General features: G+C 61.5%; 22 protein-coding genes and 1 pseudogene. 13 read left to right on the top strand and 10 right to left on the bottom strand.

The genetic code is table 11. The features are described 5' to 3' along the window. Window positions 1-209 precede the first annotated feature (209 nt). Complete coding sequence (locus tag P0Y43_RS05510; protein ID WP_275636295.1) at window positions 210-416, bottom strand: hypothetical protein; 207 nt, start codon at window positions 414-416, stop codon at window positions 210-212. Between the two features lie 27 nt (window positions 417-443). Then, window positions 444-1079, bottom strand: coding sequence for a recombinase family protein (locus tag P0Y43_RS05515; RefSeq protein WP_275636296.1), 636 nt, complete (start codon window positions 1077-1079; stop codon window positions 444-446). 301 nt (window positions 1080-1380) lie between these two features. Here P0Y43_RS05515 and P0Y43_RS05520 point away from each other — a divergent pair, with 301 nt between their 5' ends. The 3 genes from P0Y43_RS05520 to P0Y43_RS05530 are packed head-to-tail and all read left to right on the top strand — an operon-like array spanning window position 1381 to window position 3682. Then, complete coding sequence (locus P0Y43_RS05520; protein WP_275636297.1) at window positions 1381-1827, top strand: very short patch repair endonuclease; 447 nt, start codon at window positions 1381-1383, stop codon at window positions 1825-1827. After that, the gene (locus tag P0Y43_RS05525; RefSeq protein WP_275636298.1) at window positions 1824-3035 is read left to right on the top strand and encodes a DNA cytosine methyltransferase; all 1212 of its coding nucleotides are present in this window, start codon (window positions 1824-1826) and stop codon (window positions 3033-3035) included. The genes P0Y43_RS05520 and P0Y43_RS05525 overlap by 4 nt, the downstream gene beginning before the upstream one ends. Further along, window positions 3032-3682 carry an Eco29kI family restriction endonuclease gene (locus tag P0Y43_RS05530; RefSeq protein WP_275636299.1) on the top strand — a complete coding sequence of 217 codons (651 nt, stop codon included), beginning with the start codon at window positions 3032-3034 and terminating at the stop codon, window positions 3680-3682. Before P0Y43_RS05525 ends, P0Y43_RS05530 begins: the two co-directional genes overlap by 4 nt. Before the next feature lie 89 nt (window positions 3683-3771). Here the strand turns inward: P0Y43_RS05530 and P0Y43_RS05535 are convergent, their stop codons facing one another. Further along, window positions 3772-4227 (bottom strand): hypothetical protein, encoded by a 456-nt coding sequence (locus P0Y43_RS05535; RefSeq protein WP_275636300.1) that lies wholly within the window; start codon window positions 4225-4227, stop codon window positions 3772-3774. Between the two features lie 135 nt (window positions 4228-4362). Between P0Y43_RS05535 and P0Y43_RS05540 the strand changes: the two genes are divergently transcribed. Continuing rightward, a complete protein-coding gene (locus P0Y43_RS05540; RefSeq protein ID WP_275636301.1) occupies window positions 4363-4692 on the top strand; it encodes a helix-turn-helix domain-containing protein in 330 nt (109 codons plus the stop codon). 344 nt (window positions 4693-5036) lie between these two features. On the opposite strand, the gene P0Y43_RS05545 is transcribed toward P0Y43_RS05540, so the two are convergent. The 3 genes from P0Y43_RS05545 to cysZ all read right to left on the bottom strand — a co-directional run bounded on the left by P0Y43_RS05545 (window position 5037) and on the right by cysZ (window position 9046). Beyond that, entirely contained in the window at window positions 5037-6500 is a 1464-nt protein-coding gene (locus P0Y43_RS05545; RefSeq protein ID WP_275636302.1) for a helix-turn-helix domain-containing protein, read from the bottom strand. 423 nt (window positions 6501-6923) lie between these two features. Beyond that, a complete protein-coding gene (locus tag P0Y43_RS05550; RefSeq protein ID WP_275636303.1) occupies window positions 6924-8204 on the bottom strand; it encodes a site-specific integrase in 1281 nt (426 codons plus the stop codon). 98 nt (window positions 8205-8302) lie between these two features. Next, window positions 8303-9046, bottom strand: a complete 744-nt coding sequence (gene cysZ, locus P0Y43_RS05555) for a sulfate transporter CysZ (protein ID WP_275636304.1) — start codon at window positions 9044-9046, stop codon at window positions 8303-8305. A 358-nt stretch (window positions 9047-9404) separates the two neighbouring features. On the opposite strand from cysZ, the gene trxB reads away from it, so the two are divergent. Continuing rightward, a complete protein-coding gene (trxB, locus tag P0Y43_RS05560) occupies window positions 9405-10367 on the top strand; it encodes a thioredoxin-disulfide reductase (RefSeq protein ID WP_275636305.1) in 963 nt (320 codons plus the stop codon). Window positions 10368-10484: 117 nt separating this feature from the next. On the opposite strand, the gene nadC is transcribed toward trxB, so the two are convergent. Continuing rightward, entirely contained in the window at window positions 10485-11333 is an 849-nt protein-coding gene (nadC, locus tag P0Y43_RS05565) for a carboxylating nicotinate-nucleotide diphosphorylase (protein WP_275636306.1), read from the bottom strand. 231 nt (window positions 11334-11564) lie between these two features. On the opposite strand from nadC, the gene P0Y43_RS05570 reads away from it, so the two are divergent. The 5 genes and pseudogenes from P0Y43_RS05570 to P0Y43_RS27035 all read left to right on the top strand — a co-directional run bounded on the left by P0Y43_RS05570 (window position 11565) and on the right by P0Y43_RS27035 (window position 17366). Beyond that, window positions 11565-13727 carry a DUF1631 domain-containing protein gene (locus tag P0Y43_RS05570; protein ID WP_275636307.1) on the top strand — a complete coding sequence of 721 codons (2163 nt, stop codon included), beginning with the start codon at window positions 11565-11567 and terminating at the stop codon, window positions 13725-13727. Window positions 13728-13826: 99 nt separating this feature from the next. Continuing rightward, entirely contained in the window at window positions 13827-14390 is a 564-nt protein-coding gene (ampD, locus tag P0Y43_RS05575; protein ID WP_275636308.1) for a 1,6-anhydro-N-acetylmuramyl-L-alanine amidase AmpD, read from the top strand. Continuing rightward, window positions 14387-15220: a regulatory signaling modulator protein AmpE gene (gene ampE, locus P0Y43_RS05580; RefSeq protein ID WP_275636309.1), complete on the top strand. Its 834-nt coding sequence runs from the start codon at window positions 14387-14389 to the stop codon at window positions 15218-15220. The genes ampD and ampE overlap by 4 nt, the downstream gene beginning before the upstream one ends. A 997-nt stretch (window positions 15221-16217) precedes the next feature. Continuing rightward, window positions 16218-16508: pseudogene (locus P0Y43_RS27030) on the top strand (HAMP domain-containing protein); the annotation flags it as partial. Window positions 16509-16661: 153 nt separating this feature from the next. Next, complete coding sequence (locus tag P0Y43_RS27035; protein ID WP_430540225.1) at window positions 16662-17366, top strand: methyl-accepting chemotaxis protein; 705 nt, start codon at window positions 16662-16664, stop codon at window positions 17364-17366. Between the two features lie 65 nt (window positions 17367-17431). Here P0Y43_RS27035 and P0Y43_RS05590 read toward each other — a convergent pair whose 3' ends face one another. Both P0Y43_RS05590 and cra read right to left on the bottom strand, forming a co-directional pair. Next, window positions 17432-18208, bottom strand: coding sequence for a TatD family hydrolase (locus tag P0Y43_RS05590; protein ID WP_275636311.1), 777 nt, complete (start codon window positions 18206-18208; stop codon window positions 17432-17434). Between the two features lie 2 nt (window positions 18209-18210). Beyond that, window positions 18211-19203: a catabolite repressor/activator gene (gene cra, locus P0Y43_RS05595; protein ID WP_275636312.1), complete on the bottom strand. Its 993-nt coding sequence runs from the start codon at window positions 19201-19203 to the stop codon at window positions 18211-18213. A 288-nt stretch (window positions 19204-19491) separates the two neighbouring features. On the opposite strand from cra, the gene ptsP reads away from it, so the two are divergent. From ptsP to P0Y43_RS05610, 3 genes are read left to right on the top strand one after another with little or no spacing between them, the layout of a single operon-like run. Further along, window positions 19492-22344 carry a phosphoenolpyruvate--protein phosphotransferase gene (gene ptsP / locus P0Y43_RS05600; protein WP_275636313.1) on the top strand — a complete coding sequence of 951 codons (2853 nt, stop codon included), beginning with the start codon at window positions 19492-19494 and terminating at the stop codon, window positions 22342-22344. Between the two features lies 1 nt (window position 22345). After that, window positions 22346-23278 carry a 1-phosphofructokinase gene (gene pfkB / locus P0Y43_RS05605; protein ID WP_275636314.1) on the top strand — a complete coding sequence of 311 codons (933 nt, stop codon included), beginning with the start codon at window positions 22346-22348 and terminating at the stop codon, window positions 23276-23278. Window positions 23279-23292: 14 nt separating this feature from the next. Continuing rightward, window positions 23293-25020, top strand: coding sequence for a PTS fructose-like transporter subunit IIB (locus P0Y43_RS05610; RefSeq protein WP_275636315.1), 1728 nt, complete (start codon window positions 23293-23295; stop codon window positions 25018-25020). Here the strand turns inward: P0Y43_RS05610 and P0Y43_RS05615 are convergent. Then, on the bottom strand, window positions 25017-25241 hold the full coding sequence (locus tag P0Y43_RS05615; protein WP_275636316.1) for a DUF3820 family protein: 225 nt from the start codon (window positions 25239-25241) through the stop codon (window positions 25017-25019). The two genes, P0Y43_RS05610 and P0Y43_RS05615, sit on opposite strands and share 4 nt — an antisense overlap. Window positions 25242-25463 lie beyond the last annotated feature (222 nt).

Genomic DNA, 25463 nt, shown 5'->3' on the forward strand with positions numbered 1-25463 from the left:
TTGACATGAGCCAAGTATCGCCACGGTACTGGTACGAGAATATCAGCGGTAATCTGTTAAGTGTTTGATCTCCTGTTTAAGATGGGTCGGTGCTTAACACCATTGCCCGGCTACCTCGTCATCGACAGCTCAAATTTTAAAATATCCTGGACGTTAAAAAAGCCGCCCATAGGCGGCTCTCAGAGATAGCTGGCCCGTCTTTTGTACCGCTATGATCGTAGTCGCTCAATACCCAGGAGAATTGCTTCAGCGTTTCGATCGAGCGTTTCCAGTGCGCCCAGTACGCTACCGTGAGTGTCAGTCGAGCCTCGCTGGTTTATCCACAACGCCACTTCCTCCAAGGCTGCTCTTATGGCGATCTGGTTCAGCATCAGTAATTCAAGCGTGTCGGCGGTGGTAGCGACCTTCTCATCCATGTCGGGCGTCCTGTGTGCGTGGTAGGGTCAGGTTGTAGTGGTGGAATTCTGGGAAAGCTCCCGCTTGATACGATATACCGTGGCTACCCCCACATCCGCAATCTTGGCAATCTCTTCCATCTTGAAACCATCCCGTTTCAGCAAGTCAGCTACCTTCTCCCACTTCTTTTGATCGCGGCCTTTGCCGCCGACTTTCTCACCACGGGCACGTTTGTTCTCCAGCCCCTGCTTGATCCGTTGTACACGCTTTTCCTGGTCAAGGCGGGCCATGGTAGCCATCAGGTCGATCAGCATGCTGTTGATTACCTGCATAACCTGCCCGGTGATCCCTCTATCATTCACGAGCATATGGCTGGTGGGAAGGTCCGCGACCACCAGACGCAGCCGCTTAGCTTCTATGACGCCTTTGAGGTGCGACCAGTCCTCCTGGGATAGACGGGATAGGCGATCCACCGATTCGACCAACAGGACGTCCCCAGGGGCTGCTGTGTCCAGCAACCGTGAGAGTTCCGGGCGATCAAGCTTGGTGCCACTGATGTTCTCAGCGTAGGTGCCAGCGACCGTCAAGTTGTGGTAATCGGCGAAGTCCAGGAGGAACTGCTTGGCTCGTTCCGCGTCCTGATCCTTGGTGGATGCCCGAAGGTAGAGATGGGCTTCGCTCATGTCCGTTTTATCCTTTGTCAAGAAAATTGATAGTCAAATGATAATCTATCATTTGGCTAGATATCTACTGGTTATTGATAGGCTTCGGATGGTTCCTATCGCCTTCCCGTATAGCTCTAGTCAATCGATAGCAATCGTAGGCACGAGGAATCGATGCATTGGCTATGAGCAGCCATCTGCTGGACATCACCTACGCTGATGACGGACTCATAGGCTTGTTGGAGCGCGCCAGTGATATTGTGGCCCGACTTCGCTGAGGCTTGGGCACACGTACCGTTTCGTTGAGGGCTTTCGGTAATGAATGAATTCCGTATGGCTGATAAAATCCGTGGATACGCTTACGCCATCTGAACGTAGCACCCGTATGGCTGGGGTGAAGGCAAAGGACACAAAGCCTGAGATGCTGGTTCGCCGGTTGCTTTACGCGCTGGGATTTCGATATCGGCTTCACGAACGTGACCTGCCAGGCTGTCCGGACATCGTCTTTCGAGGCAGGAAAAAGGCTATCTTCGTGCACGGTTGCTTTTGGCATCGGCATGAGGGCTGTCCACTCGCAAGGTGGCCTAAATCAAGGCTCGAATTCTGGATTCCGAAGCTGGAAGGAAACAGAGCGCGCGATGTGCGCAACCAGCTTCAGCTTCAGTCTCAAGGATGGGACGCCTTGGTGATTTGGGAATGTGAGCTTAAAGACTTGAATTTACTAGAGAAAAAACTAAATGGCTTCCTTGGTCAGGGGAACACGCAATGAAATCCGTTGAGCTATTCGCGGGAGCCGGTGGGCTTGCTATGGGCTGCGAAATAGCAGGTTTCTCACATTTGGCGGTAGTCGAGTGGGATAAGTGGGCGTGCGACACCGTTCGAGAGAACAAAAAACGTGGATATCCATTGGTCCAGCACTGGAATCTTCACGAGGGTGATGTTCGAGGATTCGATTGGAGCAGCATCCCAGAAGGAATAGACCTGCTTGCGGGTGGGCCGCCCTGCCAGCCTTTTTCAATCGGAGGAAAGCATGGTGCATACGATGATCGTCGTGACATGTTTCCGGCAACCGTTGAGATCATCCGAAACTTGAAGCCGAAGGCATTCATTGTTGAAAATGTGAAAGGGCTGACTCGCGCTGCCTTCGCCAATTATTATCAGTACATCTTGCTTCAATTAGAATTTCCTGAACTTCCACGCAGAAAGGATGAAGGGTGGCATGATCATCTGATGCGGCTGCAAGCCGAACGCACCTCGGGCAAGCGCAAGGGAAAAGGTCATACTTATAACGTTGTACCAACGCTTGTAAACGCTGCTGACTATGGAGTGCCACAAAAGCGGGAGCGAGTTTTCATTGTAGGCTTCCGAGATGATCTCGGCGTCGAATGGTCTTTTCCTGAAGAAACTCATAGCTACGATGCTTTACTGCATTCGCAATGGGTTACAGGTGACTATTGGGTTCGCCATGGCTTAGAGATGCCGGAAGTTCCCGAAAAGCTTTGGTCACGTGTTTCCAAGCTACGAAACGGCCTGCTTCCGATGGAAAAGCAGCCTTGGAGAACCGTTCGAGATGCAATTGCTGATCTGCCTGATCCCGAATCGCGCGCAGCATTGAAAGTACCGAATCACACATTCCAGGGCGGGGCTCGGTCGTATCCCGGGCATACTGGTAGCCCTTTGGACTTACCAGCAAAAACGTTGAAGGCCGGAGACCATGGTGTTCCTGGCGGTGAAAACATGTTGGTAAAGGAAGATGGCGCGGTGCGCTATTTCACGATACGTGAGAGTGCGCGTATTCAAACTTTCCCTGATGGTTTCAGATTTCATGGAAGTTGGACAGAAACAATGCGGCAGCTTGGAAATGCTGTGCCAGTTCTTCTTGCTCAACAGGTTGCGTCAAGTGTAGCGGAGAAGTTGGCAGTGGCTGAAATTCTTCGCATACAGAAAACTACAAAAAAAATGGTGAACTTCGCATGACGGGTAAAGTAATTCCATTTAATCCGTTGGATAAGAAAAACCTTGGTGCTAGTGTTGCTGAAGCATTGTTGTCAAAGGAAGTTCATCCGCTCGGCGTGCTGCCGGTATTTGAAGGTGCTGGCGTGTATGCGATTTACTACACAGGGGACCTTCCAATTTATTCACGGCTTGCATTGTTGAATAGAAATGATCAATTCATGCTGCCAATTTACGTTGGTAAAGCTGTACCAGCAGGTGCTCGGATGGGCGGAGACCTTGGTACATCACCAGGGAAAGTTCTTCATAAGCGCTTGAAGGAGCATGCAGACAGTATCCGAGCAGCGGAGAATTTGGATATTAATGATTTCCATTGCCGCTTCTTAGTTGTTGACGATATCTGGATTCCTTTAGGCGAGTCTTTGATCATCGCAAGATTTACTCCTGTGTGGAATTCCCTAATCGATGGTTTTGGTAATCATAACCCTGGAAAAGGGCGCCACGCAGGTATGCGACCCCGCTGGGATGTGTTGCACCCTGGTCGGGCGTGGGCAATGAATCTTGCAGAGCGACCGGAAACTGCTAATGATATAGCTGATGACGCTGAAAGTTACTTGCGGGAACGGACCCCCAGTCTTTCAACACAATTCATTAAAGCCGAGGGTGAATAAGTAAGTCGAATAGCGATTTCATGTCCGTTTTATCTACCAAGCTGCCAGTGCTAGCCGTTAAGCTCCACTGGCTGATCTTGATGGGTGGCTCACTGTACCAGCGGAGCACCTATTTTCTTATTCAAAAGCTGAGCGTCTTTAATGATGTCAAAACCGCGATGATTGAGTGCCGAAGGCCCAACATATGCAACGAAGTTTGGTCCGCGAACCTTGACTAAAACATAGATTGACGGTGTTTTGCGCTCAGTCCCCGATATTTTTGCCATTTTCACGGCTAATACAGTGACACTCTGCATTTTCACTGTGATACACGCACCAGCCTTCGTCCGTTCTTCGAGATAAGCAACGCCACTGTCTCGCCTTCCGTTTGCCACGTACTCCATCAATTTGAACATTACTTCGGGCTGTTTACAGGCTACGGTCGCTTGCAGCACATCCCGAGAAATACCAATGTCTATGTCACCGGTAGTGTCATGAATTGTGGCATTACTGGAAGTGGAGCCAATGCACAGAGCCAATAAGATGGAGCGACGGATTCTTTTCATGTTGTTAGCTTGCGTAGCTGCAAAAATCCAATGCTATTCATTTTTTGATATACAATCAAGAAAAATGTAGTCATTTTGTGATCTTCTTGCCCTTGCGTCTTGATGTGAGCATGCACAGATTTGCGGTGGGAACCCATGCCATCAAGCAGTCTGATCAACCTTGCTGGGCGGATTAAAGCTTTACGCGTGGCCAGAGGTCTCACCCAGGCAGAGCTGGCGGAGCGATGCGGATACGAACCGCTCACAGTCAGCCGTTTCGAACGAGGCACTTATTCGCCGGGCATCGATACCCTCATCACGATTGCTAAGATTCTTGATGTGCCAGTACAGGAGTTCTTTTCCTCCGACAGTACTGAGGAAATCACCATCCAAAAACTTCGGCATGAGATTATCGACTTGGCATATTCTACCGATGATGCTGCTGTGCTAACCCTGGCCGCATCTGTTCTAAGAAAGAACAGCTAATTGTATTGAAAAATCCTGGAATGACATGCCATGTTTGGTTTGAACTTGAAGGGCCATTAAAGTTAACCGTTCGATTTTTTAGTTTCAAAGCTGAATCGTTTGGTTCGAGATCTGGTCATAGATGCGTCAGTTTAAGATCTTCTTGATTGAGTTTGGTTGATTGGGGTTGTGTATTTGAATTCAAAGTCATGGCGTAGCCATCTTCTCGCTCAGCGAGAAGTGTTATTGTATTTGGCTGATAACCAAGGATCTCGCTGACGCTCGATTTCGCTTCGCTCAAACTTGATTGATGGATTAAAAGTCCTTAAGAATTCTAAGATATTTTAATCTCCAATGGATTCTTCCTAAACTTCATGTGCGGATAATCTCTGGTTCAAGCTTGATTTATAGTTTTTTACCGTTGTTACAGGTATGGTCAGGATTTCGGCTACCTCACGAATGGTGTGACCGTTTTCCAACAGTCGAATAGCTGTTTCTCTTTGCGGATTTGGTTTTCGTCCCATTATCCTGGGTTGTCCGAAGCTTTTTAGATATCTGTTGTCAATAACGGCATCGTGTAGGTACATGTCTTTCAGGTAATTTGCGACACTGTTTGTCTGAACAAACAATGTGACGGGGACGGTTGAGTCTTGATTTCTTAAGGAGCAACGATATACATTTTGCAGGGTTGCATCATATAAAAACGTTTGGGTCCAGGCATCTCGTAGTGACTCATAGGTCATTTCATATTTTTCTGCTAAGCGTTTGAGACAAGAGCTTGCAGTGGTCACATGATTTCCGTGAAACATACACATGACAGTGGAACTGCTGGATAGATTGTTTAGACCGCGACTATCCATGCCGCAGGTCTTGAACTTCGAAGAGATCTGTAAATTTGCCCAGCTCTGTACGAATAAAAGGCAGTTGTCATTGTCATTCAGCACCGAGTCAACAGTGTTTGCTAAGATCTGAATATTTTGAGTTGTAATGGTCTTGCTCGGGGTGATCTCTTGTTCGGTATAGGAGCTTAGAATCGTCTTGCTGCATTGGGAGTCTTGCAGCATTGGATAAATTTTTATACTTTGATGATGGTTTGGACGTTTCTCTGGTGTTAGATCTGAAATTGCCACTGAAAAACCGTTTGCTTTAGTAAACCATGCAAAAAGCGACCCGTTCCAGGTAGCGCTAAGTATGTGGACCTCTGAACATTCGGCAAAGCATTTGAAGAAGCCAAGTTCTTCACTGTAATACACTATGCGATTATCGCTTGTCCCATAGGATGTGACGTAGACGTCGATGTCATCCAGTACGGCTTTGTAGAAATCTTGGGCTTCCTTTGATAGGACGGGTGACAAGAATTTATTATTTTCGCTTTTGGCTGGACCGCTAGCCCATTCCCTAGCTTTATCTTTGCACTTTTCCGTAATGAATAATCTGCCGTTATCATCGATATTCAAGTAGGGTAGTTGATCAAGCTGTGTTTTTTTAATTGTAATGGCGTGCGGCTGCATAGGCATAGGGAGTTCGTCAATAATGATTTTCCAACCTGCTAATAGCTTGGGGTCGCATTGATGAAAGCTAGCCTGCTGGCATATTACAAGGTCATGTCCACTATGGGGATGAAGGTATTCATTAAGCCGCGCGAGCGTTGACAGCTTCTCTCTGTAGTCAATTTTTATGGGTTTAAGGTCGCTTAAATTTTCAAAGATTTGATCTGCAAGCTGGACGGTCGGGACTGCTATCAAAACTCGTGCGCCTAACGAGATCCATCGTCGAGTTTTATACATTGCTTTTTGTGTTTTTCCAGTGCCGGGACGTGCCAGTGACACGTTTATGGTTCTAGCCATTCTAGTCCTAGGGTTGTACTGTTGTAGGGGTCTAAATTTCGATTTGGGAGAATCGACTTGGATCGTCTGGATGTGCGGTTTGTTTCGAGCTTAATTGTTAAGTTGTTAATTGGTTTTTAAATGGGGTTTTCCGGGTGGTCCTTGCGGGGTGATTCTTGTTGGGTTTGGTCTGCTGTTGTCATGGCGCTATTGTGCCATGGAGATCATGGTCGGCTAAACATTCGCTCATCTTTTTTATTTTTAGATTTTTTGGGCGTTTTGTCTGAGTTTGATATAAAAACAGCGTTTTCTTGCCGTAGGGGTATAAGTTAGGGCGCTTTTACGATGTTTTATCAAGCGTCTAAATGGATAATGTCGGTGGCAAGCGTAATTTTAAAAAAATATTTGCTGCCACCTGCTTTGTGTTCAAGTTAGCCCGGCAGCTTCTGTGATACTTGGGAATTTCTTGATTTCGTGGGTCATCCGAGACAGAGGGTTTATTCCGTAGCCGTCGCCCACGTGTCCCGAAGCATGCCCAGTGATCCAGTCGCTGACCTCTTTGGGTATTCCGTGTTCTCTAGCTAAAGTCTTGAAGGTATGCCGGAAGGCGTGAAGCGGGTGGCGCCCGTGCCGGTACACCCCACAGCATTGGGTAATGGGACGCCAAGACTTTGAGACTATGCCTGCAAAGCCGTCCGAGACTTTCAGCAACTGGGGGAACACCCTGGAGTCTGACGGTCGTCCTTCTATCAGTGTCAGCAAGCCGAGTTTGATCAAGTCGTTGTGAACCGGAATTTCCCGACGGCTGCTGTCGGTTTTGACAGACTTGTCGGGGCGATCGTCGATGATTCGAATGAACCACGCCCCGTCCCTGTGCTGATGAACATCGGCCACGTAAAGCTGGGCTAATTCTTCGCGGCGAGCTCCTGTATAGGCCGCTATCAATGGAATCCAGAACACGGCGTTGCCAGGACGGCCTTCCGCATATCTCAACCGTTGAAACTCCTCCCGGCTGAACAGTGCAACCAACTCGTTCCAAGCGTATCCGCGATGATCGTCCAAACGACGTTTCTGTTTACCAGTGCCCAGGCGCTTTTGGATGCGGGAGGCAATGACAGGGTTCGTCTCCATGAGACCAGAATCTACGGAGAAGGCTAGGACCGATGACAGCCGAGCCAACAACAGACGGGTGGACGAGATTGCCAGTGGTTGTACGGCAGCGTCTGACGGCTGGATAAGGTTGGCTGCGAAGGCGTGGATATCGGAAGGCTGGATTGCCGCTATGGGGTTATCGCCCATATCTTTGATGAACCGGTTGACGGCACGGCTGTAATCCACGGTATGTCGTCGAGAAACATATTCGGATCTGCCCGACAGCGACACGGACAGGACGTAACGTTCAAGCGCTTCCGACAGCTTTATATGGGCAACAGGAGCTGGTGAGGCCGCTTGTGTGGGTAAGGTAGGTGCCAGAATTGGCGGCTCAGCGATGGCGGTACAGAGCCCACTACGGGCATCGCTGAACAGGCGTTCAGACTCTGCATAGGCTACGGCAAATGCGGCCTTGGCTTGGTGATGATTCCGGGTATTCAGGGAACGGCGGATTTCCGTCTTGCCGATGATTGCCCGAAGGTCTTCCGGCACTCTGCGTCGTAGGTAATAGATCCCCGAGTCAGGATGCCGGAACGGTTGTGCTATCAGTGCCATGTGTACCAGCCTTGTGTATCAGTTAGCTGGAAAAGGGCGTTGATTTCGCGGTCTGATTATGTCGCCGTCGGATCGAATAGCTACCTTCAGGCCTCTGCTTACCGGATGCTGGTTTCACCTTGCTCCCGCACCCAGAACAACGTCGCCCCCGCCACCGCCGCCGGCATCATCAGCACGTTGACCCCCGGAATCATCAGCGCCAGATAGGTGATGCCGCCGAACCCCATGCTCTGCCAGCGCTTCTGGCGCAGCCAGGCGAGCATGTCCTGCCAGCTCATCTTGTTGTTGTCTGCCGGGTAGTCGATGTATTGGATGGCCATCATCCACACCCCGAACACCAGCCATAGCGGCGCCGCCACCACGTTCACCACCGGTATGAACGACAGGATGAACAACCCCAGCGCCCGCGGCAGGAAGTAACCCAGCTTGCGCATCTCGCGGCCGAGGGTGCGCGGCACCATGGCCACCAGCTCGCCCCAGCTGAACGCCGGGAAGGTGTCTTCGCCACGGACCACCACCTCGACTTTCTCCGCGAGGAAGCCGTTGAACGGCGCGGCGATGACGTTGGCCACCAAGGTGAAGCTGAAGAACACCATCAGCACCACCAGGGCGACAAACAGTGGCCAGAGGATATAGGTCAGAAAGCTCAGCCAACTGGGCAGGGTGGGCATCAGGGCGTCGACCCACAGACTGAACTGGTGGCCGGCGAAGTAGATCAACCCGCCGAACAGCAGCAGGTTGACCGCCAGGGGCAGCAGCACGAACAGCCGCAGGTTCGGGCTGAGGATCAGTTTCAGGCCCTCGCGCAGGTACTGGGGGCCGGACAGGACGGGGGCTTGCATCAGGATGCTCCGCAGAAGGAAAACGCGCTGACCTTACCGAGTTTGGCGCGCCGACGAAAGGCGCGGCCCATGCAGGAAACGGTGTGTAACAAAGCCATTGGACAATGGCTATCGACGGATTCGTTGGATAGAGGCTGCCTATAAGGTGGATTGTCTAAGGATATTTCCTTAATCTCTGCCACCTCGCTACAGTGCGTTCAATTTTTCAACGCCGCGAGCCTTGCACGGGAAGCGGCGGCAGGTTTCGGGCCTGCGCGTCGTAGCCTTCCCCAAGTGCTGCGCAGGCCCCTTTTAATGCCAGCCGGCGTCGCCGGCACAGCGGTGCCGGCCCCTGAGGCCGGCTCGACAGGAGTACGACATGTCCGAAGCACGTCATTCGCGGGTCATCATCCTCGGTTCCGGCCCTGCCGGTTACAGCGCCGCGGTCTACGCCGCCCGCGCCAACCTCAAGCCGCTGCTGATCACCGGCCTGCAGGCTGGTGGCCAGCTGACCACCACCACCGAGGTCGACAACTGGCCGGGCGACCCCCATGGCCTGACCGGCCCAGCGCTGATGCAGCGCATGCAGGAGCACGCGGAGCGCTTCGAGACCGAGATCGTCTTCGACCACATCAACGCCGTCGACCTGGCCAGCAAGCCCTTCACCCTGACCGGTGACAGCGGCACCTACACCTGCGACGCGCTGATCATCGCCACCGGCGCCAGCGCCCGCTACCTGGGCCTGCCGTCGGAAGAAGCGTTCATGGGCAAGGGCGTTTCGGCCTGCGCCACCTGCGACGGTTTCTTCTACCGCAACAAGCCGGTCGCCGTGGTCGGCGGCGGCAACACCGCCGTGGAAGAGGCGCTGTACCTGGCCAACATCGCCAGCAAGGTCACCCTGGTGCACCGCCGTGACACCTTCCGCGCCGAGAAAATCCTGATCGACAAGCTGCACGCCCGTGTGGCCGAAGGCAAGATCGAGCTCAAGCTCAACGCCACCCTGGACGAAGTGCTGGGCGACAACATGGGCGTGACCGGTGCGCGCCTGAAGAACAACGACGGCAGCAGCGACGAGCTGAAAGTCGACGGCGTGTTCATCGCCATCGGCCACACCCCGAACACCTCGCTGTTCGAAGGCCAGCTGACCCTCAAGGACGGCTACCTGGTAGTCAACGGCGGCCGTGAAGGCAACGCCACCGCCACCAACGTCGAAGGCGTGTTCGCTGCGGGCGACGTGGCCGACCATGTGTACCGCCAGGCGATCACCTCGGCCGGTGCAGGTTGCATGGCGGCATTGGACGTCGAGCGTTACCTGGACGGGCTGGCGAACGCTTCGTTCTGAAGTGGATGGGGGCGGCAGGCGGATTAGCGCTGCCTGTGCCGGCCCTCTCCCGGACACGGCCCTGCGGAACAAAAAAAACCGGCGATCACGCCGGTTTTTTCATGGTCGGGTTTCCGCTCACAGGCTCAATCGCATGGACAGGTCCACCGCCTTCACATCCTTGGTCATTGCACCGATGGAGATGTAGTCCACCCCGGTCTCGGCAATCACCCTCAGGGTGTTCTCGTTCACCCCGCCACTGGCCTCCAGCTTGGCCTTGCCGGCATTGATGCGCACTGCCTCGCGCATTTCGTCCAGGGTCAGCTCGTCGAGCATGACGATGTCCGCACCGGCCGCCAGCGCCTCACGCAGCTCTTCCAGGCTTTCCACCTCAATCTCCACCGGCTTGCCTGGGGCGATGCGGTGCGCCGCCGTGACGGCTTCGGCGATGCCGCCGCTGGCGGCGATGTGGTTTTCCTTGATCAGGAACGCGTCGTACAGGCCGATGCGGTGGTTGTGGCAACCGCCGCAGGTCACCGCGTACTTCTGCGCCAGGCGCAGGCCCGGCAGGGTCTTGCGGGTGTCGAGCAGGCGTACCTGGGTGCCTTCGACCAGGTCGGCGAGAAAGCGCGCGCGGGTGGCCACGCCCGACAGCAGTTGCAGGAAGTTCAACGCCGAGCGCTCGCCACTGAGCAGCGAACGCGCCGGCCCTTCGAGGTGGAACAGCGCCTGGTTGGCGGTGGCCCGCTCGCCATCGGCCACCTGCCAGTGCACCGCCACACGCGGGTCGAGCTGGCGGAACACCGCGTCGACCCACGCGGTACCGGCCACCACGCAAGCGTCGCGGGTGATGATGGTCGCCTTGGCCAGGCGCTCGGCCGGGATCAACTGGGCGGTGATGTCGCCGCTGCCGATGTCTTCCCGCAGCGCACGGCGCACGTTGGATTCGATTTCGGCAGTGAGGTCGGCGAGGCGTAGGTTCGGCATGGTCGGCTCCACAAGCTAGGTGCCGGCGATTATAGGGCAGGGGGCTTTGCTGTACAGCCGTCCGGGCAGCGACCTTTGGTCTGGAAAGGTTGCACAGCGTGCGCTGGCGTGGCGAACCAATGCGCGCTAGCAGCTGTCAGAATTTTCCATGATAATGGCGCCTTGTATTTGGCGTCATAGCTTTGACGACTCGCGCGGCGCGATCAAATAACACCCATCAAGGAGTTCGGGATGCACGAAGAAGGCAAGGTGGTGCCCTTGGCGGCCGCCATCGACAGAGCTGGGCACCCGCCCATGCCCTGCCTTCCGGTATTGCTCCTGCAAGTGCGTGACAAGGCTGCGCTGCAATTGCGCCAAGGCTTGCAGGCGCTGTTCGACAACGCCGACGACACCCTCTTCGAGATGGCCGACAAGGCCGGCGCCAGCCTCGACCAGCACCTCTATTTCGAAGCCATGCGCGACCTGCGCCTCAAGCGCAAGAGCATCGAGCGCGGCTTTCTCGACATCTTCTACGAGCACTTTGCCCGCATTGGCCAGGTCGAGCCCCTGACGCAGCTGGTCATGGCCGACCTGCCCCGGGTCAAGGCCCGCCCGGAGCGCGACCGCGCCATCGCTGGCATGGTCGACCGCGTACTGTCCCGCGACGGTTTCGCCCTCGACCAATTGGGCCAGCGCTTCGAGGCGCTGCTCGAACAGCCACTGGCCGACCACCGCAACCCGCTGGAGCCGGCCTGCCTGTGTGGCTACTTCCTCGAGGCCGGGCGCAATCTCGGGGTGGGCCTGCAGGTCAAGCTGATCCTGCTCAAGCTGTTCGAGCGCTACGTGCTGCGCGACACCGACTTGCTCTACGGCGAAGCCAACCAACTGCTGGCCGCCGCCGGGGTGCTGGCCGAGCTACCGCCGGCGCCGCGGCGTCGTGCCGAGGACCGTCGCCTGCTGGCGCGACGCACCCCGGCAGGTCTGGCCGCAGGGGCGGACCTCGGCGCCGACAGTGCCGGCCACGCCTTTTTCGCCTCGCTGCAGGGCCTGCTGGCGCCGGTGCGCGGGCGCCTGGCGCCGCGCTTGCAGAGCGTCGCCAGCGCCCAGCCCATTGGCAGTGCCGACCTGCTGCGCCTGCTCACTCACTTGCAGCATTACGTGCCCTCGCCGCAGGAGGCCGACGACTTCGACCTCGGCCAGCAACTCGAACAGTTGCTGCTGCGGGTCAGCGTGCGCAGCGGCACGCGTCGGCGCCTGAGCACCGACGACGAAGACATGATCAACCTGGTCGGCCTGCTGTTCGACCACCTCCAGGTGGATGACAACCTGCCACCGACGCTTTGCGGGTTGATCGGCCGCTTGCATATCCCGCTGCTCAAGGTCGCCTTGCTCGACAAGGGCCTGTTCAGCCGTGCCAGCCACCCCGCGCGTCGCCTGCTCAACGAGATCGGCGCCGTTGCCATTGGCTGGGAGGCCTGTGCCGATGGCCTGCGCGACAGCCTGCAACTGCGCATCGAGCGTATCGTGCAGCGCCTGCTCAACGATTTCACCGACGACCCCGGGTTGTTCGCCGAACTGCTCGACGACTTCCTCGCCTTCAGCACCGAGGAGCGCCGACGCAACGAGCTGCTGGAGCAACGCACACGGGATGCCGAAGAAGGCCGCGCCCGGGCCTTGCAGGCGCGCCAGCGGGTCGAGCAGGTGCTCGACCTGCGCCTGCGCGGCCAGGTGTTGCCGCCGGCGGTGCTACAGATGGTGGTGCAGGGCTGGAGCCAGGTGCTGCTGATGGCCTGGCTCAAGCAGGGTGAAGCTTCGCCGGCCTGGGCCGATGGCGTGGCGACCCTGGATGCGCTGCTCGCCAGCATCGCCCCGCACCCGCAGGCCCAGGCGCGCGAGCAACTGTTGCGGCAGGTGCCGGGCCTGCTCAAGGCCCTGCGCGAGGGCCTGGCCGGGGTGATGCTGGAGTCCGCACGGGTGCGCGAGTTCTTCCAGCAACTGGAGCAACTGCATTTGCGCGCCTGTGCGCAGCCAGGCGCCTGGGAGGTGTCGTTCGACGAAGTACGGGTCGAGCAGCCTATCGTCCTGGCCATCGCCGAGGAGGCTGCCGGTATGCCGTTCCAGGCCCTGGACGGGCAAACCCCGGAGCTGCGGCAAGTGCAGCGTCTGCGGCTGGGGACCTGGGTGGAGCTGAGCGACGAGGACGAGCCGCTGCGCTGCAAGCTGGTGGCTCGCATCGACGGCAGCGACCGCCTGGTGTTCGCCAACCGCACCGGGCTGAAGGTGCGTGAATGGAACAGCCTCGGCCTGGCGCTGGCCTTGCGCCGTGGCGAGGCGCGGGTTCTGGACGACGGCCTGCTGTTCGAACGTGCGCTGGAGGCGGTGGTCGAGCAGCTGCGGCAAGCGAGCCGACGATAAGCGCGGCGTCCCACTTGGGTCGCACAATCATTTACATGCAACCCGCGCCACCCCACGGCATACTGCTCGCTCGTACCCGGCGTTTTTCAGGATCTGCCCATGCGACTGGACCCCATCACTGGCTGGTTCTCCGGTGTCACCCACTGCCCTTCGCCGAACTTCAACGCCCGCCCCGACGGCGAGGCCATTTCCCTGCTGGTCATCCACAACATCAGCCTGCCGCCGGCCTGCTTCGGCACCGGTAAGGTCCAGCAGTTCTTCCAGAACCAGCTCGACCCCAGCGAACACCCCTATTTCGAAGGCATCCGCCACCTGACCGTGTCGGCGCACCTGTTCGTCGAGCGCGATGGTGAGGTGACCCAGTTCGTTTCGCTGCTCGACCGTGCCTGGCATGCCGGGGTGTCGTGCTTCGACGGTCGCGACGGTTGCAACGACTTCTCCATCGGCATCGAGCTGGAGGGCACTGACGAGCTGCCCTACACCGATGCGCAATACCGCGCCTTGGAGCGCCTGACCCGGGAGATCCGCCGCGCCTGGCCGGTGATCGGCCCCGAGCGCATCCAAGGCCACGAGCACATCGCCCCGGGGCGCAAGACCGACCCGGGCCCGGCATTCAACTGGCGCCGCTACCACGCGGCCCTGCGTGATGAGGACAAGGCATGAGTTTCCTGGTGTTGGTGCTGGTGCTGTGGGTCGAGAAGTTCTCGGCCCTGCGCCAGCGGTTGCAGCGTGACGGCTTCTTCCTTGGCGAACTGGTGCGCCTCGAGCGCAGCGGCAAGGTCCACCCGTGGTGGACGCTGGCGATCCTGGTGCTGGCGCCGGTCGTGGTGCTGGCCTTGCTGCTGCATGTGCTGGAACCGGTGGCCTACGGCCTGTTGGCGTTGCCGGTGCACTTGCTGGTGTTGATCTACAGCCTTGGCCGTGGCGATGCCAAGGCGGCCCTTGGTCCTTTCCGCGACGCATGGCGGCGGGGCGATGAGCAGGCCGCGTTGCACGTGGCCGAGCGTGACCTGGGCCTGGCTGCGGACGACCCGCGCCACCTGCTGGTGCGGGTGCAGGGCAACCTGTTGTGGCAGGCGTACCAGAGCTTCTTCGCGGTGATCTTCTGGTACTTCCTGCTCGGCCCCGGCGCGGCCCTGGCCTACCGCCTGCTGGCGCTGACCGCCGCCCACAGCCACCAACCGGCGCTCAAGGAGCGTGCCGGGCAGTTGCGCCATGCCCTGGACTGGTTGCCGGTACGAGTGATGGCGCTGAGCTTCGCCCTGGTCGGCAATTTCGTCTCGGTGACCCGGGTGATGCTGCATGAGCTGCTCAATTGGCACATCAGTGCCGGGCACCTGGTGGCCCGTGTCGGGCGGGTGGCCGACGACATTCCCGAGGAGGAAGAGGAAGCCCAGCGTGGGCTGGGGCGACTGGACAGCCTGTGGGAGCTGCTGCTGCGCTGTGCGGTGTTGTGGTATGCGGTGTTTGCGCTGTGGACGGTGTTGGTCTGAGGGTGGGGGCCTTCGAACCCACCACTTAACCTTAAGTTACAAACCTTGGTTTCAATCTGCGCTATACAAAGCGTTGGGTCGTTAATGGCCTAGTGCTACCCCGCAGAACAACAAGAAACCAAGGAGGTGACCCATGAAGCTGCTGCTCCATCCGGCCATCGCACTGATGAACCGCCTGAGCTTCGGCCTGAAGTTCAGCCTGATCAGTGTCCTGTTCTTCCTGCCCATGCTGGTCACCAGCTTCTACCTTGTACGCGACGCCTATCGCCAGTTCCACGCCACCGGCGTCGAGCTGCACGGCCTCGGCCCCCTGGCCGACAGCCTGGCCCTGCGCGGCGACCTCGAAAGCCTCGGCAACCTTTTGCAGATCAACGCCGTGCTTGGCCAGTCGGGCCAGGCCGGCGACCTCGAGGCGCGCATCGGTGCGCTGCAGGACAAGGTCCAGGCCCAACTGCAACGCTTGCAAAGCACCGATTCGCAGCTCGAAGCCAAGCGCGTCGAACTGGCCGAGGCCTTCGCGCTGGCGCGCGGTGAATCCTCGCTGCAGAACAAGGCCGCGCTGTTCGACAAGCTGCTGGCCCAGGCCCAGGTGTTGGGCAAGCTGGTCGCCAGCCAGTCCGGCCTCACCCAAGACAGCCAGGCCTCGATACGCCAGCTCAGCGAACTGCTGGGCAGTGCCACCGGGCAGGTTACCCAGGTGCTCGGCGAGGGTCGTGCCCAGGGCGCCATCGCCTTGGGCCGCGGCTTCATCGACTCCGCCGGCAGCGCCCGTTTCGAAGACCTGCTGCAGCGCCTGGAGCGACTCTCCGCCGACTACGCCCTGCGTCTGGACGACGCCCTGGCCGCAGACGCCGCCGCCAAGGCCAGCCTGAACGGCGCGGCGCAGGCCAGCCAGGCGACGGTCAAGCAGGCGGCGACGCTGTTCGAGGACCAGGTGGTGGTCGCCGAAAGCCTCGACGCCCCGTGGTTGGCGTTCTATGAGCAGGTCAGCGGGTTGATGGCCCAGACCTACCAGTTCAACGATGCCGTCATCGGCCACCTGCAACTGCAATTGCAGGAGCGCCTGGCCGAGCACCGCCTGCGTACCATCGCCCTGGTCGCCGCTTTGGCGGCGGTGTTCGTGCTGATCGTCTACCTCTACAGCGGCTTCTACGTCTCCACCCGGGAAACCTTGCGCAACCTGGGGGCGGCGATGGACAAGGTCGCGGGCGGCGACATGACCGTCAGCTTCCAGGCCCGCAGCCAGGATGAGCTGGGCGAACTGGGCAGGGGCTTCAACGAGACCGTGCGGCGCATTCGCGGGCTGATCGAACAGGTCGGCCACACCGTTGCCAGCGTCGAGGACCAGGCCGGCCAGGTGCTGGCGGTGTCGGCACGCAGCAACCAGGCGGTCAGCGGCCAGCGCGAGCAGATCGAGCAGGTGGCCACGGCGATGAACCAGATGAGCGCCACTGCCCTGGAAGTGGCGCGCAGTGCGGCGCTGGCCGCCGACGGTGCGCAACAGGTCAACCGCGAGAGTGCCAATGGCCGGGGCCTGGTGGAGCACCAGCAGGACAGCATCGCCCGCCTGGCCGGGGAAATCGACCAGACCGTCTCGGCCATCGACCAGCTGGCCAGCGACAGCCAGTCCATCGGGCGGGTGCTGGAGGTGATCCGCAGCATCGCCGAGCAAACCAACCTGTTGGCGCTCAACGCCGCCATCGAGGCGGCCCGGGCCGGCGAGCAGGGGCGGGGGTTCGCCGTGGTGGCTGACGAGGTGCGCACCCTGGCGCGGCGCACCCAGGACTCCACCGAGGAAATCGCCCAGATGATCCAGCGTTTGCAGGAAGGCGTCGGCGCGGCGGTGCGGGCCATGGGCAGCAGCCACCAGATGGCCGCCGGCACGGTGGACGAGGCGCGCCAGGTGCAGCAGGCGTTGGCCAACATCCTCGGCGCGGTGGGCGGGATCGTCGAGCAGAACCAGCAGATCGCCGCCGCCGTCGAGCAGCAGACCGCCGTGGCCCACGACATCGACCAGAACATCGTGGCGATCAACCGTGCGGCCCAGGACACCACCGAGGGCGCTTGCCAGACCGAGGATGCCAGCCGGGCGTTGTCGGCGCAGGTGATGGAGTTGAAGCGGTTGATCGGAGCATTCCGGGTATAGCTACGAGCTTCGAGCTGCAAGAAAGGGCAGGCCGCATGCAGACGGCCTTTTCTCGTAGCTCGCAGCTACCAGCCAAACACCTCGCAGGCATTGCGGCTGCTCACCTCGGCCAACACCCCCACCTCGACCCCTATCACCCCGGCCAGCGCCTCGGCGATTTCCGGCAGGTGCTCGGGGCTGTTTCTCACCCCGGGGAACATCACCGGCGCCATGTCCGGCGCATCGGTCTCCAGCACCATGCTCTCCAGCGGCAAACGCGGCAGGGTCTTGCGCAGGCGTAGCGCCTGCGGCCAGGTCGCCGCCCCGCCGAGCCCCAGTCGAAAGCCCAGCTTGATGTACTCACGCGCCTCTTCGTAACTGCCCGCGAAGGCGTGGATTATCCCCCCACGCACCGGCTTGTAGCGCTTGAGCGTGGCGATCACCTGGGCATGGCTGCGGCGCACGTGCAGCAGCGATGGCAGCTCGAAGTCGCAGGCCATTTGCAGTTGCGCCTCGAACAGCGCCTGCTGACGCTGCTTGTCCAGTTCCGGCAAGTAGTAATCCAGCCCGAACTCGCCCACTGCGCACAGCCGCGGGTCACCGCGCAGGCGCTCCAGCCACTGGCGCAACTGCGCCAGGTGTTCGGGACGGTGCTGCTCGAGGTACACCGGGTGCAGGCCCAACGCCGCCGGCAGGCGCTCATCGGCACAGGCCAAGTCCCACACCCGCTGCCAATTGTCCTGATACACCCCCAGCACCACCATGCGCGCCACCCCGCGCGCCGTCGCGTTGGCCAGCAGGCGCTCGCGGTCGGCGTCGAAGTCGGGGAAGTCGAGGTGGGTGTGGGTGTCGATCAGGCGCATGGTCAGGCTGTGATGCGCTGCTTGAAGGTGCGCGCCACCGGGTGCACGCCGGGCTGGTAGCGTTTCTCCTCGATCGCGGCCAGGGCCAGCTCCAGGGCGGTGGCGGCGATCAGGCCGTGCTGCTGGGCCATGGCGTTGACCGGCAGCGGCAGGAAGTCCAGCAACTGGTTGTCGCCGAAGGTGCCCAGTTGCATCTGGCGCGCGTCGTTGGGGCGCGCCTGCAACGTGTCGAACACTCCTTGCAGCAGCACGTAGGAGGTGGTCACCAGGGCATCGGGCAGGCCGCCCAGTTCATCGATCAACAGCGCCATCAGGTGCTGGCCGCATTCGCGACTGAAGGCCTCGCCCTGGTAGCGGCGTACCTCGCCGTCGAAGTGTTGCAGGGCCTCGTCGAAGCCCCCGGCGCGGGCCTGGCTCACCGACAGCTCCGGGCGTGCGCCGATCAGGGCGATGCTGCGCGGGTGGGTCTTCAGCAGGCTGTCGGCCAACTGGCGGCTGGCGTTGCGGTCGTCGCTGATCACCGAGCAGAAGTGCGTGGGGTCCAGGCGACGGTCGATGGCGATCACCGGCAGGCCCTTGGCTTGCAGCTCGCGGTAGCTGTCGTCTTCCGCCGGCAGGCAACTGGCGACGAACAGCGCATCGCAACGGCGGGCGCGGAACAGCTGCTGTAATTGGCGCTCGCTGTCCGGCCGGTCGTCGCTGCTGGCGATCAGCAATTGATAGCCACGGGCGCGGGCGCCTTGTTCGAGCTGCTTGGCGATGCGCGCGTAGCTGGGGTTTTCCAGGTCTGGGAGGATGAAACCGAGGGTGCGGGTGTGGCGGCTGCGCAGGCCGGCGGCCTGGGGGTTGGGCGTGAAGCCGTGGGCGTCGACCACCGCGCGCACGCGCTCGACGGTGCTGCTGCTGATGCGCTGCTGTTCGGCCTTGCCATTGATGACGTAGCTGGCGGTGGTGACGGACACACCGGCCAGACGGGCGATATCGCTGAGTTTCACCGAGTTTTCCTTGTTATTACCGGGTGGGCTGCAATGCCTGACCGCGTAGTGTCGCGCAAAATTGTGTGCAAGAGCAGGCGACTATTGTCGCAATTGTCCGACAAAATGGGGCTTTTTCCGCGGCAGATTATCGAGTAACGTGGCCGTCTGGTCAGATTAAACGTTTCAGCAGCGGTTTTGACATCGATTTTGGCGGACAGAGCCGGTGTTGTCCGCGATGAAAAAAGACGCTGAATTACACAACAATAACCTCAGCGCCCGCTCTGGGCACTGCAAAAGGAGAAGGTCATGCTGGAGCTCGCCAAGGAGCAGATCGCCATGGGCCAGGTGGCCGCCGACAAAGAAGAGGCGCTGCGCCTGCTGGCACAGCGGCTGGTGGTCGACGGCCTGGTCGCCGAGGGTTACCTCGCCGGGTTGCAGGCCCGCGAGGCGCAAGGCTCGACCTTCCTTGGCCAAGGCATCGCCATCCCGCATGGCACCCCCGAGACCCGCGAGCTGGTGCATGCCACCGGCGTGCGCCTGTTGCAGTTCCCCGAGGGCGTGGACTGGGGCGATGGCCACATCGTCTACCTGGCCATCGGCATTGCCGCCCGTTCCGACGAGCACCTGCGCCTCCTGCAATTGCTGACCCGCGCCCTCGGTGAGACCGACCTGGCCGAGGCCCTGCGCCGTGCCGGCTCCGCCGAGGCGTTGCTCAAGCTGTTGCAGGGCGCGCCACGCGAGCTGGAGCTGGACGCCCAACTGATCGGCCTGAACCTGCCCGCCGAAGACTTCGACGAACTGGCCTGGCGCGGCGCGCGCCTGTTGCAGCGCGGCGGTTGTGTCGACAGCGGCTTCGCCGCCCTGCTGCAACAAGCCGAGCCGCTGCCGTTGGGGGAGGGCCTGTGGTGGTTGCACAGCGAGCGCGATGTGCGCCAGCCTGGCCTGGCCTTCGTCACCCCTCGGCAGCCCTTGCGCCACCGCGACCAACCGCTCAATGGCCTGTTCTGCCTGGCCAGCCTGGGCGCCGCCCACCAGGCGCTGCTCGAACGTCTGTGCCAGGTGTTGATCGAAGGCCGCGGCCAGACCCTGTACCAGGCCACCAGCAGCCGTGACGTGTTGCAGCTGCTGGGCGGCGAAGCACCGGTCGACTGGCCCGGCGCGCGCATCGCGCTGGCCAACCCCCATGGCCTGCATGCGCGCCCGGCCAAGGTGCTGGCGCAGTTGGCCAAGGGCTTCGAAGGCGAGATCCGCGTGCGCGTGGCCGACAGCGGCCAGCCGGCGGTGTCGGTGAAAAGCCTGAGCAAGCTGCTGAGCCTCGGTGCGCGGCGCGGCCAGGTGCTGGAGCTGCTCGCCGAACCCAGCATCGCCAGCGACGCCTTGCCGGTGCTGCTGGCCGCTATCGAACAAGGCCTGGGCGAGGACGTCGAGCCGCTGCCCGCAGTACCGCTGCCAGCCCTGGCGACCGCCGAGCAGCCGCAGCAAGCGCCCGCACCCGGCAGCCAGGTCCAGGGCGTCGGCGCCTCGCCAGGCATCGCCAGTGGGCCGGCCCACGTGCGCGTCGAGCGCCCCATCGACTACCCCCTGCGCGGCGAGTCGCCGGCTCAGGAGCGCCTGAAACTGCGTCATGCGCTGGACGCCGTGGCTGCCGATTTGCAGGCCCAGGTGCAGCGCAGTGACAAGGCCATCGGCGAAATCTTCGTCACCCACCAGGAAATGCTCGCCGACCCGGCCCTGACCGACGACGTCGAGCAGCGCCTGGCCCTGGGCGAAAGCGCCGCCGCCGCGTGGATGACGGTGATCGACGCCGCCGCTCGCCAGCAGGAGGCGCTGCACGATGCCTTGCTCGCCGAGCGCGCCGCCGACCTGCGCGACGTTGGCCGCCGCGTGTTGGCGCAGTTGTGCGGCATCGTCGAGCAGGACGAGCCACAGACGCCCTACGTGCTGGTGATGGCCGAAGTCGGCCCGTCCGATGTCGCCCGCCTGGACCCGGCGCGGGTCGCCGGCATCGTCACCGCCCATGGCGGTGCCACGGCGCACAGCGCCATCGTCGCCCGTGCCCTGGGCATCCCGGCGGTGGTCGGTGCGGGCGCGGCGATCCTGCTGCTCGAACCCGGCACGCCGCTGCTGCTCGATGGCCAGCGCGGCAAGGTCAGCGTGGCCCCGCCCGCCGATGAGCTGCAACGCGCCCTGGCCGAACGCGCCCTGCGCGAGCAGCGCTTGCAAGCCGCCTGGGCCAACCGTCACGAACCGGCGCTGACCCGCGACGGCCATGCCGTGGAAGTGTTCGCCAACATCGGCGAAAGCACCGGCATCGACAAGGTGGTGGAGCAGGGCGCCGAAGGCATTGGCCTGCTGCGCACCGAGCTGATCTTCATGGCCCACCCGCAACTGCCCGACGTCGCCACCCAGGAGGCCGAATACCGCCGCGTGCTCGACGGCCTCGGCGGGCGCCCGCTGGTGGTCCGCACCCTCGACGTCGGTGGCGACAAGCCACTGCCCTATTGGCCGATCGCGGCTGAAGACAACCCGTTCCTCGGTGTGCGTGGCGTGCGCCTGACCCTGCAACGTCCGCAGGTGCTCGAAGACCAGGTGCGCGCCCTGTTGCGCGCGGCGGACAACCGGCCGCTGCGCATCATGTTCCCGATGGTCGGCCAGGTGCACGAATGGCGCGCCGCCAAGGCCGTGGTCGAACGCCTGCGCGCCGAGATCCCGGTCGCCGACCTGCAGGTCGGCATCATGGTCGAAGTGCCGTCGGCCGCCCTGCTGGCGCCGCAACTGGCCCGCGAAGTGGATTTCTTCAGCATCGGCACCAACGACCTCACCCAGTACACCCTGGCCATCGACCGTGGCCACCCGAGCCTGTCGGCCCAGGCCGATGGCCTGCACCCGGCGGTGCTGGCGCTGATCGACATGACCGTGCGCGCGGCCCACGCCGAGGGCAAGTGGGTCGGCGTGTGCGGTGAGTTGGCCGCCGACCCGCAGGCGGTCGCGGTGCTGCTGGGGCTGGAGGTCGACGAACTGAGCGTCGCCGCCCGCAGCGTCGCCGAAGTCAAGGCCCTGGTGCGCCAGGCCGATCACCCGACGGCCCGCGCCCTGGCGCGCGAGGCCCTGCGACAAGACAGCGCCGAAGCGGTACGGGCGCTGGTGGAGCGTTACTGAAATGGCCAAGATCCTCACCCTGACCCTCAACCCGGCGCTGGACCTCACCCTGAGCCTCGACCACCTGCGTGCCGGTCAGGTCAACCGTGCCCAGGCGCAGCACAGCCATGCCGCCGGCAAGGGCCTGAACGTCGCCCAGGTACTGGCAGACCTGGGCCACAGCGTCAGCGTCGGCGGCTTTCTCGGCCGCGACAACCTGCTGCCGTTCGAGGCGTTGATCGCCCGGCGCGGGTTCGCCGACTGCTTCGTCCGCGTGCCGGGCGAGACCCGCACCAACCTCAAGCTGGTAGAGGCCGATGGCCGGGTCACCGACGTCAATGGGCAGGGCGCGCCCGTCGATGCCCAGGCGCAGATGGCCCTGCTCGCGCGCCTGGAGCAGGTGGCGGTCGGTCATGAGGTGGCCGTGGTGGCGGGCAGCCTGCCGCCGGGCGTGAGCCCGAGCTGGTTGCGTAAGCTGCTGCTGCAACTGAAAGCCCATGGCCTGAAGGTGGCCCTGGATACCAGCGGCGAAGCCCTGCGCGCGGGCCTTGAGAGCCAGCCGTGGTTGGTCAAGCCGAACACCGACGAGCTCAGCGAGGTGTTGGGTCGCCCCGTGCACAGCCTCGCTGAGCAGCGCGCCGCCGCCGAGCGCCTGCTGGCCAATGGCGTGGAGCATGTGGTGGTGTCCCAGGGCGAGCAGGGCGTGAGCTGGTTCACGCGCGGCCTGGCGCTGCATGCCCAGCCCCCGGCGGTGCAGGTGGCCAGCACCGTGGGCGCCGGCGACTCGCTGGTGGCCGGCATGGTCCACGGCTTGCTGCAGGCCGAGGCACCCGCGCGCACCCTCGGACGCGCCACGGCCATCGCCGCGCAGGCGGTGGCCCAGGTCGGTTTCGGTATCCGCGACCACCAGCAACTGGCGCGCCTCGAAGCCGCCGTGCACCTGACAGAACAATAACCAGAGGGCTGCAGATGAACATTGCCATTGTCACCGCCTGCCCCAACGGCCAGGTATCGAGCGTGCTCAGCGCGCGCCTGCTGGCCGCCGCCGCCCAGCGCCGGGGCTGGGGCACCAGTGTCGAGGTGTGGGATGCCGAGCACCCCGAGCGGCGCCTGAGCGCGGCGCAGGTGGCCGAGGCCGACTGGGTGCTGGTGGTCAGCACCGGGCCGGTGGACCTCTCGCGTTTCGTCGGCAAGCGCGTCTACCAGAGCACCCCGGCCCAGGCCCTGGCTGACCGTGAGGGCTTCCTCGACGAAGCGGCTGCCAAGGCCCAGGTATTGGACGCTGTGGTGGCCGAGGCCGCACCCGCGGGTGTAGTGAAGATCGTCGCGGTCACCGCCTGCCCCACGGGTGTCGCGCACACCTTCATGGCCGCCGAGGCTTTGCAGCAGGCGGCTGTGGCCCTGGGCTACCAGCTCACCGTGGAAACCCAGGGCTCGGTCGGTGCGCGCAACCCGCTGTCGGCCGAGGCCATCGCGCAAGCCGACGTGGTGCTGCTGGCCGCCGATATCGAGGTGCCCACCGCGCGTTTCGCCGGCAAGCGCATTTATCGCTGCGGCACCGGCATCGCCCTCAAGCAGGCCCGCGCCACACTCGACAAGGCGCTGGTCGAAGGCACGCTGGAGCATGCCGGCAATGCCAGCCAGAATGCGCCGAAAACCGAGAAGGCCGGGGTCTACAAGCACCTGCTGACCGGGGTGTCGTTCATGTTGCCGATGGTGGTGGCCGGCGGCCTGTTGATCGCCTTGTCGTTCGTCTTCGGCATCGAGGCGTTCAAGGAGCCCGGCACCTTGCCGGCGGCGTTGATGCAGATCGGTGGCGAGGCGGCGTTCAAGCTGATGGTTCCATTGCTGGCGGGCTATATCGCCTGGTCCATCGCCGACCGCCCAGGGCTTGCCCCCGGGATGATCGGCGGCTTGCTGGCCAGCACCCTTGGCGCTGGCTTCATCGGCGGCATCGTCGCCGGCTTTCTGGCCGGCTACAGCGCCAAGGCCATTGCCCGCTGGGCACGGCTGCCCAGCAGCCTGGAGGCGCTCAAGCCGATCCTGATCATCCCGTTGCTGGCCAGCCTGTTCACCGGACTGGTGATGATCTACGTGGTCGGCCAGCCGGTGGCGGCGATGCTCGCCGGGCTCACGCGCTTTCTCGACAGCATGGGCAGCACCAACGCCATCCTGCTCGGCCTGCTGCTGGGCGGCATGATGTGCGTCGACCTCGGCGGGCCGATCAACAAGGCGGCCTATGCGTTCTCGGTGGGGCTGTTGGCGTCATCGAGCTACGCGCCGATGGCGGCGACCATGGCCGCCGGCATGGTGCCGCCGATTGGCCTGGGCATCGCCAGCTTCCTGGCCCGGCGCAAGTTCGCCCAGAGCGAGCGCGAAGCGGGCAAGGCGGCCTTGGTGCTGGGGCTGTGCTTCATCTCGGAAGGGGCGATCCCGTTCGCCGCCAAGGACCCGTTGCGGGTGATCCCGGCGAGCATCGCCGGGGGCGCCTTGGCCGGTGCGCTGTCGATGTACTTCGGCTGCAAGCTGATGGCGCCGCACGGTGGGTTGTTCGTGCTGCTGATCCCCAACGCGATCAACCATGCACTGCTGTACCTGCTGGCGATCCTGGCGGGGAGCCTGCTGACGGCGGTGGTGTACGCGCTGGTGAAGAAGGGCGAGCGGGTGGAATTGGCGGTGGCGCCGGTCAAGGGTTAGGCGCCACGTTGCTTGCGCCGCAGGGGGGCCAGCAGTTCCCCCAGCCCGTTGTGGTCGATCTCGTGCATCAAGGCCAGCAGGCCGCCCAGCTCACCGGCTGGGAAGCCCTTGCGGGCGAACCAGGCCAGGTAGTCGCCGGGCAGGTCGGCGATCACCCGGCCCTGGTATTTGCCGAAAGGCATAGAACGGGTGACCAACAGTTGCAGGGATTCGGGGTTCATCGAGATGGCCTGAGTGTGTGGGTGGGGGGACGATACCGGAATTTCGGGTGTCGGTGCGGGCGCTTTCGCGGGCAAGTCGGAGCGCCGCGACAGGGCTCGAAATGACACCCCAGCCACTTGCAATCTGCACGACCCTGCAAGCGGCAATCATGCAGAACACCGCTTCCCCTCGCTTTCTGAATTAAAGTAAGTATCTGATTTATAAGGTTTTTAGTTCTATTG

Origin of the sequence: Pseudomonas entomophila (assembly GCF_029193575.1) — a bacterium.
GTDB lineage: Bacteria > Pseudomonadota > Gammaproteobacteria > Pseudomonadales > Pseudomonadaceae > Aquipseudomonas > Aquipseudomonas entomophila_G.

Bases quoted from the DNA above. Each gene is read 5' to 3' on its own strand.
- P0Y43_RS05510 (WP_275636295.1), bottom strand. From the start codon at position 416: ATGGATGAGAAGGTCGCTACCACCGCCGACACGCTTGAATTACTGATG.
- P0Y43_RS05515 (WP_275636296.1), bottom strand. From the start codon at position 1,079: ATGAGCGAAGCCCATCTCTACCTTCGGGCATCCACCAAGGATCAGGAC.
- P0Y43_RS05520 (WP_275636297.1), top strand. From the start codon at position 1,381: ATGAATTCCGTATGGCTGATAAAATCCGTGGATACGCTTACGCCATCT.
- P0Y43_RS05525 (WP_275636298.1), top strand. From the start codon at position 1,824: ATGAAATCCGTTGAGCTATTCGCGGGAGCCGGTGGGCTTGCTATGGGC.
- P0Y43_RS05530 (WP_275636299.1), top strand. From the start codon at position 3,032: ATGACGGGTAAAGTAATTCCATTTAATCCGTTGGATAAGAAAAACCTT.
- P0Y43_RS05535 (WP_275636300.1), bottom strand. From the start codon at position 4,227: ATGAAAAGAATCCGTCGCTCCATCTTATTGGCTCTGTGCATTGGCTCC.
- P0Y43_RS05540 (WP_275636301.1), top strand. From the start codon at position 4,363: ATGCCATCAAGCAGTCTGATCAACCTTGCTGGGCGGATTAAAGCTTTA.
- P0Y43_RS05550 (WP_275636303.1), bottom strand. From the start codon at position 8,204: ATGGCACTGATAGCACAACCGTTCCGGCATCCTGACTCGGGGATCTAT.
- cysZ (WP_275636304.1), bottom strand. From the start codon at position 9,046: ATGCAAGCCCCCGTCCTGTCCGGCCCCCAGTACCTGCGCGAGGGCCTG.
- trxB (WP_275636305.1), top strand. From the start codon at position 9,405: ATGTCCGAAGCACGTCATTCGCGGGTCATCATCCTCGGTTCCGGCCCT.
- nadC (WP_275636306.1), bottom strand. From the start codon at position 11,333: ATGCCGAACCTACGCCTCGCCGACCTCACTGCCGAAATCGAATCCAAC.
- P0Y43_RS05570 (WP_275636307.1), top strand. From the start codon at position 11,565: ATGCACGAAGAAGGCAAGGTGGTGCCCTTGGCGGCCGCCATCGACAGA.
- ampD (WP_275636308.1), top strand. From the start codon at position 13,827: ATGCGACTGGACCCCATCACTGGCTGGTTCTCCGGTGTCACCCACTGC.
- ampE (WP_275636309.1), top strand. From the start codon at position 14,387: ATGAGTTTCCTGGTGTTGGTGCTGGTGCTGTGGGTCGAGAAGTTCTCG.
- P0Y43_RS27035 (WP_430540225.1), top strand. From the start codon at position 16,662: ATGAGCGCCACTGCCCTGGAAGTGGCGCGCAGTGCGGCGCTGGCCGCC.
- P0Y43_RS05590 (WP_275636311.1), bottom strand. From the start codon at position 18,208: ATGCGCCTGATCGACACCCACACCCACCTCGACTTCCCCGACTTCGAC.
- ptsP (WP_275636313.1), top strand. From the start codon at position 19,492: ATGCTGGAGCTCGCCAAGGAGCAGATCGCCATGGGCCAGGTGGCCGCC.
- pfkB (WP_275636314.1), top strand. From the start codon at position 22,346: ATGGCCAAGATCCTCACCCTGACCCTCAACCCGGCGCTGGACCTCACC.
- P0Y43_RS05610 (WP_275636315.1), top strand. From the start codon at position 23,293: ATGAACATTGCCATTGTCACCGCCTGCCCCAACGGCCAGGTATCGAGC.
- P0Y43_RS05615 (WP_275636316.1), bottom strand. From the start codon at position 25,241: ATGAACCCCGAATCCCTGCAACTGTTGGTCACCCGTTCTATGCCTTTC.